Origin of the sequence: Micromonospora sp. NPDC053740, assembly GCF_040677775.1 — a bacterium.
In the GTDB taxonomy this organism is placed as follows: Bacteria; Actinomycetota; Actinomycetes; order Mycobacteriales; family Micromonosporaceae; genus Micromonospora; species Micromonospora alfalfae.
Map to the genome: position 1 here is coordinate 1 of NZ_JBFASO010000014.1, position 14591 is coordinate 14591.

At 71.4% G+C, this 14591-nt stretch carries 10 protein-coding genes; 8 read left to right on the top strand and 2 right to left on the bottom strand.

The window, feature by feature from the left end; translation table 11 throughout:
- Positions 1 to 640: 640 nt before the first annotated feature.
- Both AB0K35_RS30175 and AB0K35_RS30180 read right to left on the bottom strand, forming a co-directional pair.
- Positions 641 to 1309, bottom strand: a complete 669-nt coding sequence (locus tag AB0K35_RS30175) for a DUF305 domain-containing protein (RefSeq protein ID WP_238670554.1) — start codon at positions 1307 to 1309, stop codon at positions 641 to 643.
- Positions 1310 to 1317: 8 nt separating this feature from the next.
- Entirely contained in the window at positions 1318 to 2106 is a 789-nt protein-coding gene (locus AB0K35_RS30180; protein ID WP_363889739.1) for a DUF3105 domain-containing protein, read from the bottom strand.
- 97 nt (positions 2107 to 2203) lie between these two features.
- Here AB0K35_RS30180 and argS point away from each other — a divergent pair, with 97 nt between their 5' ends.
- The 8 genes from argS to thrB all read left to right on the top strand — a co-directional run bounded on the left by argS (position 2204) and on the right by thrB (position 14426).
- On the top strand, positions 2204 to 3871 hold the full coding sequence (argS, locus tag AB0K35_RS30185) for an arginine--tRNA ligase (protein WP_363889742.1): 1668 nt from the start codon (positions 2204 to 2206) through the stop codon (positions 3869 to 3871).
- Position 3872: 1 nt separating this feature from the next.
- Positions 3873 to 5258, top strand: a complete 1386-nt coding sequence (lysA, locus tag AB0K35_RS30190; RefSeq protein ID WP_238670551.1) for a diaminopimelate decarboxylase — start codon at positions 3873 to 3875, stop codon at positions 5256 to 5258.
- 8 nt (positions 5259 to 5266) lie between these two features.
- Positions 5267 to 6577 (top strand): homoserine dehydrogenase, encoded by a 1311-nt coding sequence (locus AB0K35_RS30195; protein WP_238670587.1) that lies wholly within the window; start codon positions 5267 to 5269, stop codon positions 6575 to 6577.
- A gap of 138 nt (positions 6578 to 6715) precedes the next feature.
- The gene (gene thrC / locus AB0K35_RS30200) at positions 6716 to 7765 is read left to right on the top strand and encodes a threonine synthase (RefSeq protein WP_238670550.1); all 1050 of its coding nucleotides are present in this window, start codon (positions 6716 to 6718) and stop codon (positions 7763 to 7765) included.
- Positions 7766 to 7905: 140 nt separating this feature from the next.
- Entirely contained in the window at positions 7906 to 11184 is a 3279-nt protein-coding gene (locus tag AB0K35_RS30205; RefSeq protein ID WP_238670549.1) for an efflux RND transporter permease subunit, read from the top strand.
- 140 nt (positions 11185 to 11324) lie between these two features.
- Complete coding sequence (locus AB0K35_RS30210; protein WP_363889746.1) at positions 11325 to 12161, top strand: polysaccharide deacetylase family protein; 837 nt, start codon at positions 11325 to 11327, stop codon at positions 12159 to 12161.
- 11 nt (positions 12162 to 12172) lie between these two features.
- Entirely contained in the window at positions 12173 to 13417 is a 1245-nt protein-coding gene (locus AB0K35_RS30215; protein WP_238670547.1) for an MFS transporter, read from the top strand.
- A gap of 64 nt (positions 13418 to 13481) precedes the next feature.
- Positions 13482 to 14426, top strand: a complete 945-nt coding sequence (thrB, locus tag AB0K35_RS30220; protein WP_357365598.1) for a homoserine kinase — start codon at positions 13482 to 13484, stop codon at positions 14424 to 14426.
- Positions 14427 to 14591: the final 165 nt, after the last annotated feature.

Below are 14591 nucleotides of genomic sequence, written 5' to 3' on the forward strand. Positions count from 1 at the left end.
CACGCGGTGGCGGTCCGCCGGCGTTGATCGACTCGGGTTCCTGAAGGTCGGGGTGTCCCGGTCGGGCGGACGGCGCGGTTTTCTGAAAGCCGAGTTGATCAAGGCTTGAGGGCTGGCCCGGGCCCGGGTTGGGCCGGGGGCGAGTCGGGGTTGGGTGGGTCGGGCCGGGGGTTGAGCCGGGTCGGGCCGAGGCGGGTTGAGTTCGGTCACGCGGTGGCGGTCCGCCGGCGTTGATCGACTCGGGTTCCTGAAGGTCGGGGTGTCCCGGTCGGGCGGACGGCGCGGTTTTCTGAAAGCCGAGTCGATCAAGGCCTGAGGGCCGGGCCGAGCCGGGGCCGAGCCGAGCTGGGGCCGGACCAGGGCCGCGTTAGGCCGAGGGTCGAGCCAGGTCGGGGCCAGGCCAGGTCGGGGCCAGGCCAGGTCGGGGCCAGGCCAGGCCGGGGCCAGGCCGGGTCGGGGGTCGAGCCAGGGCTGGGCGGGCCGGGCAGGGGCCAGGCCGGGACCAGGGCTGGGCTGGGCTGAGGGCGAGCCGGGGGCGGGTTGGTGGGGACGCGGGTTGGGGGCACTGGTGGTGACATGGTGCGGCCCGCGTCGCCGCCACGGTTCGGCGGGGACGCGGGCCGGGTGCCCGTCCGGTCGGTCAGCCCTTGGCCTGCGCCTGGAGCTGCCGGAGGTTGTTCAGTTCGGTCTGCTGAGTGGCTTTCATGGTGTTCGCCACCCGCACCACCTCGGCGTTGTCTGTCGCGCCGAGCGCCGCGTCAATCATGTGGATGCCGCCAAGGTGGTGGTTGTACATCAGGGTCAGGAACTGCCTGTCGACCTCGATGCCCTGGGCGTCGCGCAGGGCGGTCATCTGTTGCGGCGTGGCCATGCCCGGCATCAGGCCGTCCTTGACGGTGGCCCCGTCGGACATCCACGACATCGGCGGGTTCGACCCGGTCGGGCTGAGACCCCACTCGCGCAGCCAGGTCTGCATGGCGCCGATCTCGCCCTGCTGCCCGGTGGCGATGTCCACGGCGATCTGCCGCACCTCGGGGAGGGTCGCCGACCGGTACGCGATCAGGCTCATCTCCACCGCCTGCGCGTGGTGGGTCGTCATGTCCCGGGCGAAGCCCGCCTCGACCGAGGCGTCACCGGGTCGGGTGAGCCGCGGGGTGAGCAGACCGCCCGCGTACCCGAGGAGGAGCCCCACCACCAGCATGATGGCGAGCGCCAGCACGCCGTAGCGCGACGCCGGGGCCCGGCCGCCCTCGTCCGGGGCGGCCGGGATCTCGTCGTACTCGCTGTCGGTGGTTGCCGGAGCGGTCATTGCCGTCCTTACTGGGTGGGCTGCTGCTGTTGCTGGAGTTCACGTGGCGTGGTGCCGGTGGCGGTGATGCCGGTGTTGCAGAGCGCCGTCGGGCCCTCCACGGAGGCGTTCACCCGCAGGTCCTTGATGAACTCGTCGACCCGCGAGTCGTCGGCGTTGTCGACCTTGAGCTGGTAGCCCCAGGCCTGCAGCGAAATCGGCTTGTCCAGGCCCTCGTACGGGCTCATCAGCATCTTCTCGACGCCGCGCACCTTGCCGGCGAGCTTGTCGACCTGGTCCTTGGGCAGGTCCGGGCGGTAGGTGATCCACACCGCGCCGTGCTCCAGGCTGTGCACCGCGTGCTCGCTGGCGATCGGGGCGTCGTACACGTCGCCCATGCAGTTCTGCCAGGCGGCGTTGTGCACCCCGCCCACCGGCGGCGAGTACTTGTAGGTCAGCGGGCCCGACTTGTGCGACTCGTACTTGAGGCTGTCCGGGTCGGACTTGCGGATGTTGGCGTTGGCCCGCTTGTCCCACGGCTTGGAGCCCTGGAACGACGCCCAGGCGCCATAGCCGATGATGCCGGCCGCGAGCACGCCGACCGCGACGAAGAGCGCGATCGGCCCCCACGCGCGGCCCTGGCTCACCTTGACCGGGGTGACCGGCTTGCGCGGGCCCTTGCCCCCGGCCCGGGGGGAGCCCGTCGGCTTGCCGGAACCGGCCTTGGCGCCGGACGCCGGCCGGCCCGCAGCCGGCTTCTTGCCGGTGCTGACCACGGTCGGGCGGCGCTCAGGGCCACCCGGGGTGCTGATGCTCATCGTGCCTCGTCAAGTCGGTCGGTCAGGGGAGTGGCGGGCCGGATGACGCGCAGGGGAGCCGCCGAGTGCCCGAGTCTACCCCCGATAACATGGTTGGGTGACTCCTGCAGAACTAGCCTCGGTCGTCCTTGCCGCCGCCCACGCCGTCTTCGAGCAGCGTGGGCTGGACCGCGCCGCGCTGCCGGCGAGCACGGTGGTGGAGCGACCGCGCAACCCCGAGCACGGCGACTACGCCTCGACGCTCGCGCTGCAGTTGAGCAAGAAGGTGGGCGTCCCGCCCCGGGAGCTGGCGACGGCCCTGGCCGATGAGCTGGGTCGGGCGGCGGGGGTCAAATCGGTGGAAATCGCCGGGCCGGGCTTCCTGAACATCCGGCTCGACGCCGCCGCGGCCGGTCAGCTCGCGCGGGTGATCGTCGAGACCGGCGCGGAGTACGGCCGCAGCGACCGGCTCGCCGGCGAGAAGATCAACCTGGAGTTCGTCTCGGCCAACCCGACCGGGCCGGTGCACATCGGCGGGGTCCGCTGGGCTGCCGTCGGTGACGCGCTGAGCCGGCTGCTGCGGGCCACCGGCGCCGACGTCGGCACTGAGTACTACTTCAACGACGCCGGTTCGCAGATCGACAGGTTCGCCCGGTCGCTGCTCGCCGCCGCCAAGGGCGAGCCGGCGCCGGAGGACGGCTACGGCGGGGCGTACATCGCCGAGATCGCCGCCGAGGTGCAGGCCCGCCGGCCGGAGGTGCGCTCGCTCGACGACGACGCCGCCCAGGAGGTCTTCCGGGTCGAGGGCGTCGCGCTGATGTTCGACGAGATCCGCACCTCGTTGCGCGACTTCGGGGTGGAGTTCGACACCTACTTCAACGAGAAGGACCTGCACGACCGGGGTGAGCTGGACCTCGCCCTGGCCCGGCTGCGCCAGCAGGGGCACCTCTACGAGTCCGAGGGCGCCACCTGGCTGCGCACCACCGACTTCGGCGACGACAAGGACCGGGTGCTGCGCAAGTCCAACGGCGAGTGGACGTACTTCGCCGCGGACTGCGCCTACTACCTGGACAAGCGCGAGCGCGGCTTCGAGCGGGTCGTGATCATGCTGGGTGCCGACCACCACGGCTACATCGGCCGGATGAAGGCGATGTCCGCCTGCTTCGGCGACGACCCGGAGCGCAATCTGGAGATCCTCATCGGGCAGCTGGTCAACCTGCTGCGCGACGGCGCCCCGATGCGGATGAGCAAGCGGGCCGGCACCGTGATCACCCTGGAGGACCTTGTCGAGGCGATCGGCGTGGACGCCTCCCGGTACGCGTTGGCCCGGTACTCCAGCGACTCGCCGATCGACATCGACATCGAGCTGTGGACCAAGGCCAAGAACGACAACCCGGTCTACAAGGTGCAGTACGTGGCCGCCCGGACGGCGGGTGTGGCCCGCAACGCCGCCGAGGTGGGGCTGGTTCGGGGGGACGCCGACGCGTTCCGCCCCGAGCTGCTCGACCACGAGAAGGAGAACACGCTACTCAAGGCGCTCGCCCAGTTCCCGGCGGTGGTAGCGACGGCCGCCGAGCTGCGCGAGCCGCACCGGGTGGCCCGCTACCTGGAGGAGGACATCGCGCCGTCCTACCACCGGTTCTATGACGACTGCCGGGTCCTGCCGCGCGGCGACGAGGAGATCACCGACCTGCACCGGGCCCGGCTCTGGCTCAACGACGCCACCCGCACGGTCGTCGCCAACGGCCTGTTCCTGCTCGGCGTCTCCGCACCCGAGAGGATGTGACATGAGGGCTCACGAGGCTGGTGCGCTGCACGCGGACATCAGCAACCAGGGGCCCGCCTGGCTGCGTACCCCGGCCGACGTCAACGCCCTCGTGCCGGCGCTGTGGCCGCGGTCGGTGACCCGCGGCGCCGACGGCGCGGTCGCTGTGGCGGGCCTGAGCGTCAGCGACATCGCAGCCGAGTTCGGCACCCCGGTGTACGTCCTCGACGAGGCCGACCTGCGCTCGCGCTGCCGCGACTTCCGGGCGGCCTTCCCGACCGAGGACGTGTTCTACGCGGGCAAGGCGTTCCTCTGCCGGGCGGTGGTCCGGATGATCGCCGAGGAGGGGCTGCACCTGGACGTCTGCACCGGTGGCGAGCTGGCCACCGCACTGTCGGCCGGGATGCCGCCGGAGCGGATCGGCTTCCACGGCAACAACAAGTCGGTCGCCGAGCTGGGCCGGGCGCTGGACGCGGGCGTGGGCCGGATCATCGTCGACTCGTTCACCGAGATCGACCGGCTCACCGCGCTGGCCCGCGAGCGCGGGGTCCGGCCCCGGGTGCTGGTCCGGGTCACTGTGGGCGTCGAGGCGCACACCCACGAGTTCATCGCCACCGCCCACGAGGACCAGAAGTTCGGCTTCTCGCTGGCCGGCGGCGCCGCCGCGAACGCCGCGTTCAAGATCCTCGACGAGGGTGTGCTGGAACTGCGCGGGCTGCACTCGCACATCGGCTCGCAGATCTTCGACGCCAGCGGCTTCGAGGTCTCGGCCCGGCGGGTGCTCGCCCTGCAGGCGCAGATCCGCGACGCGCGCGGGGTGGAGCTGCCCGAGCTGGACCTGGGCGGCGGCTTCGGCATCGCGTACACCACCCAGGACGACCCGGCGACCCCGCAGGATCTGGCCAAGCGGCTTCGGAGGATCGTCGATTCGGAGTGCGCCGCGGAGAACCTGGCAGTGCCGCGCCTGTCGATCGAGCCGGGCCGGGCCATCGTCGGGCCGGCCGTGTTCACCCTCTACGAGGTCGGCACGGTGAAGGACCTCGACGGCCTCCGGACGTACGTCAGCGTCGACGGCGGGATGAGCGACAACATCCGCACCGCCCTCTACGACGCGACCTATTCGGCGACGCTGGCCTCGCGGGCGTCGACCGCGCAGCCGTTGCTCGCCCGCGTGGTGGGAAAGCACTGTGAGTCCGGGGACATCGTGGTGAAGGATGAATTCCTGCCCGCCGACGTGCAGCCCGGAGATCTTGTAGCGGTGCCCGGCACCGGTGCGTACTGCCGAAGCATGGCCAGCAACTACAACCATGTGCCCCGGCCACCGGTGGTCGCGGTGCGCGACGGCCAGGCGCGCCTGATCGTCCGGCGGGAAACCGAAGAGGACCTGCTCGCATTGGATGTTGGATGACGTCACCTGTGCGCTTGGCGCTGCTCGGCTGTGGCACTGTCGGCCAGGAGGTGGTCCGGCTGCTGCACGAGCAGTCGGCCGACCTCACCGCGCGGATCGGCGCCCCGCTGGAGATCGCCGGCATCGCCGTCCGTCGGCTCGGCCGCGACCGGGGTGACCTGCCGGTCGACGAGGACCTCTTCACCACCGACGCGCTTGGCCTGATCAAGCGCGACGACGTGGACGTGGTGATCGAGGTGGTCGGTGGCATCGAACCGGCCCGGAGTTGGCTGGTCGAGGCGCTGCGCGCCGGCAAGAGCGTGGTCACCGCCAACAAGGCGCTGCTCGCCGAGGACGGCGTGGCCCTGCACGAGGCGGCGGCCGAGGGCGGCGGCGACCTCTACTACGAGGCGTCAGTGGCCGGGGCCATCCCGCTGCTGCGCCCGCTACGGGAGTCGCTGCACGGCGACCGGATCAACCGGGTCACCGGCATCGTCAACGGCACCACCAACTTCATCCTCTCCGCGATGGACGCGACCGGCGCCGGCTTCGCCGAGGCCCTCGAAGAGGCCACAGCCCTGGGGTACGCGGAGGCCGATCCGACCGCCGACGTGGAGGGCTTCGACGCGGCGGCGAAGGCGGCGATCCTCGCCTCGCTGGCGTTCCACACCCGGGTCGGCGCCGCCGACGTGCACCGCGAGGGCATCACCGAGGTGACCGCCGCGGACATGGCCAGCGCCCAGGCGATGGGCTGCACGATCAAACTGCTCTGCATCGCGGCCCGGGGTGTCGACCCCACCGGCCGGGAGACGGTCAGCGTCCGGGTGCACCCGGCGATGATCCCGCGCAGCCACCCGCTGGCCAGCGTCGGGGACGCGTTCAACGCGGTCTTCGTGGAGGCGGACGCGGCCGGGCAGTTGATGTTCTACGGTCGGGGCGCCGGTGGCGCACCCACCGCCAGCGCGGTGCTCGGTGACGTGGTCGCGGTGTCCCGCAACCGGCTCGCCGGGGTGCGCGCGGCCAGCGAGAGCGCGTACGCGGCCCTCGCGGTACGGCCGATGGGTGAGGCGTTGACCCGCTACCACGTGAGCCTCGACGTGGCCGACCGCCCGGGTGTGCTGGCCTCGGTGGCGGGCGTCTTCGCCCGGCACGACGTGTCGATCGCGACGGTGCGGCAGGGCTCGGCGGGCGGGCCAGCGGGCCGCGACGGCGACGCCGAGCTGGTCATCGTCACGCATGTGGCACCGGATGCCGCGCTCGCCGCGACAGTCGGCGAGCTGCGCGGTCTGGACATTGTCCGGTCGGTGACCAGTGTGCTGCGGGTCGAGGGCGACGCCTGAGTCGTTGCATCATCGACGGAACGGCTCGCGCGTCCCGCCAGGTGGGTAGGCGGGGGTGTGCCATTGACCACTCCAGCGGGCTGGTCCAAGGTGGCCCTGATATCGGGTGGGCGCAGCGGTAGAAGCGAGGAGAGCGACATGTGGCGGGGTCTGATCGAGGCGTACCGGGATCGGCTGCCGGTCACTGCGGCCACGCCGGTCGTCACGCTGCACGAGGGCAACACCCCGCTGTTGCCGGCGCCGGTGCTGTCCGCCCGGCTCGGTTGCGACGTGCACCTCAAGGTGGAGGGCGCCAACCCGACCGGCTCCTTCAAGGACCGGGGGATGACCCTCGCGGTGTCCAAGGCGGTCGAGGCCGGCAACAAGGCCATCATCTGCGCCTCCACCGGCAACACCAGCGCCTCCGCCGCGGCGTACGCGGCCCGCGCCGGGTTGACCTGCGCCGTGCTGGTGCCGCAGGGCAAGATCGCGCTGGGCAAGCTGGCCCAGGCGCTGGTGCACGGCGCGAAGCTGCTGCAGGTGAACGGCAACTTCGACGACTGCCTGGCGACGGCCGCCAAGCTCGCCCAGGACTACCCGGTCGCGTTGGTCAACTCGGTGAACATCGACCGGCTGCACGGCCAGAAGACCGCTGCCTTCGAGATCGTCGAGGCGCTCGGTGACGCGCCCGACATCCACTGCCTGCCGGTCGGCAACGCCGGCAACATCTCCGCGTACTGGATGGGATACGCCGAGGAGTTGGCCGCCGGCGCCACCACCCGCGCCCCGAAGATGTACGGCTTCCAGGCCGCCGGGGCGGCCCCGATCGTGACCGGGCAGGTGGTGCCGGAGCCGTCCACCATCGCCACCGCGATCCGGATCGGCAACCCGGCCAGCTGGACCAAGGCATTGGATGCCCGGGACGCCTCCGGTGGCCTGATCGCGTCGGTGACCGACCGGGAGATCCTCTCCGCGTACCGTCTGCTCGCCCGTGAGGTGGGGGTCTTCGTCGAGCTGGGCAGCGCGGCCAGCGTGGCCGGCCTGCTGCAGCAGGCCGCGGCGGGCGCGGTGCCGCCCGGCTCCACTGTGGTCTGCACTGTGACCGGCCACGGGCTGAAGGACCCGGAATGGGCGATCTCCACTGCGCCGGCGCCGGTGACCATCGCGAACGACCCGCTGGCTGCGGCGCGCGCCCTCGACCTGGCCTGAGCGCGCCACCTCCGGGTGGTGATCGACGGCGGGTGACTGGACGGCGCGACGGTCCGGGGGCGGCGGGGGCCGAGGTATGCGAGTCCGGCACACTTTCGGGTATCCCCGCCCGCATTCTCGTTCAGGAGTGAGCCAGGCCGATGTCGCTGCTCGCCAGATTCAGCCTCGCCAACCGAGGGCTGATTGCCCTCATCGCGGTGGTGACCACGGTGTTCGGAGTGTTCGCCGTGCCGTCGCTGAAGCAGCAACTGCTGCCGTCGCTCGAGTTCCCGGCCGCGTTCATCGTGGCCCCCTACCCCGGCGCCGGCCCCGAGATCGTCGAGTCGCAGGTGACCGAGCCGATCGAGAACGCCCTCCAGGGCATCCCGGGGCTGGACCAGGTCACCTCCACCTCCCGCGAGGGGGCGGCCACCGTCCAGGTGACGTACGAGTTCGGCACCGACCTCGACGACGTGGTCAACAAGATGCAGACCGCGTTGAGCCGGATCGACGCCCAACTGCCGGAGGGCGTCGACCCGCAGGTCATCGCGGGTAGCACCGACGACCTGCCGGCGGTGGTGCTGGCCGCGGCCGGCGCGGCGGACGAGCGGGCGCTCGCCGAGAAGCTGCGCGCGACCGTGGTGCCGGAGCTGGAGGGCATCGAGGGGGTACGCACCGTCGAGGTGACCGGCACCCGCGACAACGTCGTGGTGATCACCCCGGACCCGGCGAAGCTGGCCGCCGCGAAGATCCAGCCGACGGCGATCGGCGCGGCGCTGAAGACCAACGGCGTGGCGGTTCCGGCCGGCGCGGTGACCGACGGCGCCTTGGCCCTCCCGGTGCAGGTCGGAACGCCGATCGCCACCCTGGAGGAGCTGCGCGGCATCGTTGTCGCCCCGGCCGCGGCACCGGTTCGCCTCGGTGACGTGGCGACGGTCGAGCAGCAGCTCGCACCGGCCACGGCGATCACCCGGACCAACGGCAAGGACAGCCTCGGCATCGCGGTCACGGCCTCGCCGGACGGCAACGCCGTGGAGATCTCGCACGAGATCAGGGACCGGCTCGACGACCTGAAGGACGCCTCCGGCGCGGAGCTGACAGTGGTCTTCGACCAGGCGCCGTTCGTCGAGAAGTCGATCGAGTCGTTGACCACGGAGGGCCTGCTGGGCCTGGTGATGGCGGTCATCGTCATCCTGGTCTTCCTGCTGTCGGTGCGCTCGACGGTGGTCACCGCGGTCTCCATCCCGCTCTCCGTGCTGGTGGCGCTGATCGCCCTGTGGATCGGCGACTACTCGCTCAACCTGCTCACCCTCGGCGCGTTGACCATCGCGGTCGGTCGGGTGGTCGACGACTCGATCGTGGTGTTGGAGAACATCAAACGACATCTGGAGTACGGCGAGGAGAAACGGCACGCCATCATCACCGGCGTCCGGGAGGTCGCCGGTGCGGTGACCGCGTCCACGCTCACCACGGTGGCGGTGTTCGCGCCGATCGCGCTGGTCGGCGGGTTCGTGGGCCAACTCTTCGCGCCGTTCGCGATCACCGTGACGGTGGCTCTGCTCGCCTCGCTGCTGGTGTCGCTGACAGTGATCCCGGTCCTCGCGTACTGGTTCCTCAAGCCGCGCGGCGGCACCGCTGACGACGAGGCGGTACGGCACGCCGCGGAGGAGAAGGAGCTGCGCAGCCCGTTGCAGCGGGCGTACCTGCCCGTGATCGGGTTCGCCACCCGCAAGCGGTCGACCCGTTGGATCACCGTCGGGCTCGGCCTGCTGGTGCTCTTCGGCACGTTCGGTCTGGCGCAGAAGTTGGAGACCAACTTCCTGGACGACTCCGGCCAGGACACCCTCAACATGAGCCAGGAACTGCCGGCCGGCAGTGGCCTGGCGGCCACCGACGCGGCGGCCAAGCAGGTCGAGTCGGTGCTGTCCCGCACCGACGGTGTCGAGACGTACCAGGTGACAGCCGGCGGTGGGGACAACCCGTGGGCGGGCGGCGGCGGCAACAACGTCGCCAGCTGGTCGCTGGCGCTCGACGGTGACACCGACGCGAAGCAGATGCGTGAGGTGCTGCGCAAGGAGTTCGACAAGCTCGGCGCCGGTGTGGGTGAGATCAGCTTCGGTGGCGGGCAGGAGGCGTCGACCAGCCAGCTGGAGGTGATCGTCCAGGCCAGCGACCCGGAGACGCTGACCCGGGCCGCCGAGGAGGTGCGGGCCGCGATGGACGGCGTCCCGGACGTCGAGGACGTCTCCACCAGCCTGGCGGCGCGGGTACCGCGGGTCGACGTGGCGGTCGACCGGGTCGCCGCGGGTCGGGTCGGGCTCACCGAGGCCGCCGTGGGGCAGCTCGTGTCGCAGGCGTTCCGGGGAGCGCCGCTGGGTCAGGTAGCGCTCGACGGCCAGCAGCAGAACGTGGTGCTGCGGTTGGGCACGCAGCCGCCGATGACAGTGGAGGAGCTGCGCGCGCTGCCTGTTGGTCCGGTCAAGCTGGGCGACATCGCGCAGGTCACCCAGGGCGAAGGCCCGCAGCAGGTCACCCGGATCGACGGTGAGCGCAGTGTGTCGGTGACCGGCGCGGCGACCGGGTCGAACCTGGGCGCGACCAGCCAGGAGTTGCAGAAGCGGCTGGACGGCATCAACGTGCCGGGTGCGAGTTTCACCATCGGTGGTGTCAGCGCGGATCAGGCGGATGCCTTCGCGGACCTGGGTCTGGCGGTGCTGGCCGCGATCGCCATCGTCTTCCTGATCATGGTGGCCACGTTCCGCAGCCTCACCCAGGCGTTGATCCTGCTGATCTCGATCCCGTTCGCGGCGACCGGTGCCATCGGTCTGCTGTTGGTCACCGGGACGCCGCTCGGTGTTCCGGCGCTGATCGGTGTGCTGATGCTGGTCGGCATCGTGGTGACCAACGCGATCGTGTTGCTCGACCTGATCAACCAGTACCGGGCGCAGGGCATGGGGGTCCGGGAGGCGGTGGTCGAAGGTGGCCGTCGCCGGCTGCGCCCGATCCTGATGACGGCGGTGGCGACCATCTTCGCGCTGCTGCCGATGGCGTTCGGGCTGACCGGTGAGGGCGGCTTCATCTCTCAGCCGCTGGCGGTCGTGGTGATCGGTGGTCTGCTCAGCTCGACGCTGCTCACGTTGATCCTGGTGCCGACGCTCTACACGATGGTGGAGCACACCAAGGAGTCGCTGCGGGCTCGGCGTGCACGGCGTCGTTCCGGAGGGTCGGCGGTGACCACGACGGAGACCGACGAGGTGCCGGCGCCGAACCAGGTCGCGGTGCCGAGCGGCGCGCCCGCCCCGGTCGCTGCCGAGGGTGTGCAGCCGGCCGGGCGACCCGCGCCGTCGGCCGCGTTGGTGGAGGGCACGGACCAGTTCGAGGTGCTGCGGTTGCCGCGTAGCCGTACCTCGCCGTTGCCTCCGGCGGAGCCGACCGAGTAGGTCGCAGCGCGCTTCGGAACGCCCCCGGCGGATTTTCGTCGGGGGCGTTCCAGGTTCATTCGACCGAAAACACTCCGACTCGACCACCCATACTTTGTGTAACTTCTTGCATACTCCTCGTAGACGGGTGGGGAGTGTGGGTGAAGCGGGGCGGGCAGATGGCCGAGGGCGCGCGTGGGTGGGGGCGACGCGACCTGCTGCGCCGTGGCCTCCTGGTGGTGGGCGGTGTGGCCATCGGTGCGGGGACGTCCGAGGCGTGGTGGATCACTCATCGCCGGATGCCGATCGCCGGCGGCCCCGCCAGCACCACCCTCGGTAGCGGCCAACAGGATGTCGGCTCCGGCGCGCTGGAGGTCGTCTGGTCCGTGCGGACCAACCAACGCCTGGTGGCCCTCACCTTCGACGACGGCCCAGCACCACAGTGGACACCCATGGTGCTCGACACCCTGGCCCAGCATCGGGTTCCGGCCACCTTCTTCATGGTCGGGGCGCAGGTCCGTCGGCACGCCGACGTCGTCCGCGACCGGCTGGCCGGGCACGAGGTGGGCAACCACAGCTGGGAACACCGGGACCTGGCCGAACTGGACGCCGCCGAGGCGTACGACGACCTGCGCCGCAGCCACGACGCGATCACCGACCTGACCGGGGTGCCGCCGGCGCTCCTGCGCCCGCCGTACGGCCACCTGGGCGGGGCGGTGCTGCACGCGGCGGCCCGGCTGGACTATCGGCTGGTGCTCTGGTCGTTGCAGATGGTGGAGCGCCAGTTCCCCGACGATCCGGCCGGTCACGCCCAACGGATGGTGGCCGAGGTTCGACCGGGAACGATAGTGCTCGGCCACGATGTGGGGGCCCGCCGGCGGCTGGTCGCGCTGCGGGGTCTGACGGACATGATCAACGGGTTACGGTCGCGCGGTTACACCTTCGTCACGGTTTCGGCGCTGCTGGGAGCAGGTGTGGCTGCGACACCGACCAGGTAGGGTCGCGCTCCGTGGCGTCCACCCTCTCGGTTCTGACCGGCAATCGGAGCTTCCGCAACCTGTTCCTCGCCGAGCTGGTGGTCTTCGGCGCCGACTGGTTCGTCATGGTGCCGCTGCTGGTGCTGCTGCCGCAACTGACCGGCAGCGGCGTCTGGGGCGCACTGGTGTTGGCGGTGGACACCGGCATCGTGGCGTTGCTGCTGCCGTACACGGGCACGATCGCCGACCGCTTCGACCGCCGGAAAATCATGATCGCCGCGAACGTGGCCGCGCTCGCGGGCGTGTTGCTGCTGCTCGGCGTGCGCAACGCCGGAACGGCGTGGCTGGCGCTGGTGGCGATCGGTGTGGTGGCGGTCGCCAAGGCGTTCTACTCGCCGGCCGCCCAGGCCGCGCTGCCCAACGTGCTGGAGCCGCACGAACTCGCCGCGGGCAACGCCGTCGCCGGTTCGGCCTGGGGCACCATGACAGTGGTCGGTGCCTCGCTCGGCGGCGTGCTCAGCACCGCTGCCGGCCCGTACGTCTGCTTCTGGGTGGCGGCGGCGAGCCTCGCGGTGGCCGCGACCCTCGCCACCCGGATCCGCCGGCCGTTGCAGGCGCCCCGGGACGCCGACCAACCGGCCCAGCGGACGTGGTCGGCGGTCCGCGAGGCGCTCGGCTACATCGGCCACCGCCCCCGGGTGCTCGCGCTGGTCACCGTCAAGTCCGCGGTGGGCCTGGGAAACGGCGTGCTGACAGTGTTTCCGCTGCTGGCCGGCGTGTACGGTGTGGGCCCGCTCGGCGCCGGCCTGCTCTTCGCCGTACGCGGCGCGGGAGCGTTGGTGGGGCCGATCCTGATGCGCCGGGTGTTGACCAACCGGGCCTGGCTGCTGCCCGGGCTCGCGCTGTCCATGTCGCTCTACGGCCTGTCCTACCTGGGCACCTCGGTGGTGCGATGGTTTCCGCTGGTGCTGCTGCTGGTCTTCGTGGCGCACTTCGCGGGTGGCAGCAACTGGGTGATGTCGAACTTCGCCCTTCAGGGTGAAGTTCCGGACCGGTTGCGGGGCCGCGTCTTCGCCACCGACATGATGCTGGCGACGCTGGCGATCTCGGTGAGTCAACTGGCGGTGGCCCTGGTGGTGGACTCGGTCGACGAACGGGTGGTGCTCGCCGGCTGCGGTCTGATCACTCTCGTGTACGCGGTCGGCTGGCGGATCGCCACCCGCCGACTGTCGCTCACCGATCCGGCCGTCGAGCCGGTCCCGGACCCGGCCGGCTGAACTCGGCGGTCCCAGGCAGCGGGCGCGGGACCAGTTCGTCGGTCCCGGGCCATAGCATGAGCGCGTGCCGACGAACTTCACCGCCGAGCCGGTCCGGGTCCGCGTCCCGGCGACCAGCGCCAACCTGGGCCCGGGCTTCGACGCGCTGGGTCTCGCGCTCGGGCTCTACGACGACGTGGCCGCCGAGATCGCCTCGGGTGGTGTCCGGGTGACAGTGACCGGGCAGGGCGCCGGTGAGCTGCCAGACGACGACCGGCACCTGGTGGTGAGCGCCATGCGCGCCGCGTTCGACGTGCTCGGGGCCCACCCCGCAGGGCTGAGCGTGGAGTGCGTCAACCGGATCCCCCAGGCACGTGGGCTGGGCTCCTCGTCCGCTGCGATCGTCGCCGGGGTGCTGCTGGCCCGTGCTCTCGTCGTCGATGGGGAGGACCGCCTCGACGACGCCGGTGCGCTGCGGCTGTGCGCCGAGATCGAGGGCCACCCCGACAATGTGGCGCCGTGCCTGCTCGGCGGTTTCACGTTGGCCTGGTCCGAGCCGGGCGGCGCCCGGGCGGTCTCCCTGCCGGTCGCCGAGGCGGTGCGGCCCACTGTTTTCGTCCCGGCGGAACGCGGTTTGACAGCGACCGCGCGGGCGGCTCTGCCGGCGACAGTGCCGCATGGTGACGCCGCGTTGACCGCCGGGCGGGCGGCGCTGCTGGTGCACGCGCTCACCACGGACCCGTCCCTGCTGCTGCCGGCCACCGTCGACCGACTCCACCAGGATTACCGCGCCGCCGGGATGCCAGGCACGTCTGCCCTGGTCAGCGCGTTACGTGCGGCCGATGTGGCAGCTGTGGTCAGTGGGGCGGGGCCGACTGTGCTGGCGCTCAGCCAGCCTCCAGCGGGCTTCCCGGTGGGAACAGACTGGGAGATCTGGCAGTTACCGATAGACGTCAGCGGCGCGCGGGTCGCTCGGGGTAGACTTGGACACGCCGAGCGGGACCCTGTTGCCGCAGGTCGGAAGAGTTGATTACGCTCTAGACCTAGCACAGCCGCGAAGCACGCGATCTCCTGCGGGGCGGCGCACCCCCGAAGCTCTCGGCGGTCAGCCCGTCTACCCCTGCCAAAGGCCCACGCCGCACCGCAGTTTCCACAGGTCGCCGCAGACGGCGAGACCTGCTCACCGACGTTGGTG

Bases quoted from the DNA above. Each gene is read 5' to 3' on its own strand.
- thrC (WP_238670550.1), top strand. From the start codon at position 6,716: ATGTGGCGGGGTCTGATCGAGGCGTACCGGGATCGGCTGCCGGTCACT.
- AB0K35_RS30205 (WP_238670549.1), top strand. From the start codon at position 7,906: ATGTCGCTGCTCGCCAGATTCAGCCTCGCCAACCGAGGGCTGATTGCC.
- AB0K35_RS30180 (WP_363889739.1), bottom strand. From the start codon at position 2,106: ATGAGCATCAGCACCCCGGGTGGCCCTGAGCGCCGCCCGACCGTGGTC.
- AB0K35_RS30175 (WP_238670554.1), bottom strand. From the start codon at position 1,309: ATGACCGCTCCGGCAACCACCGACAGCGAGTACGACGAGATCCCGGCC.
- lysA (WP_238670551.1), top strand. From the start codon at position 3,873: ATGAGGGCTCACGAGGCTGGTGCGCTGCACGCGGACATCAGCAACCAG.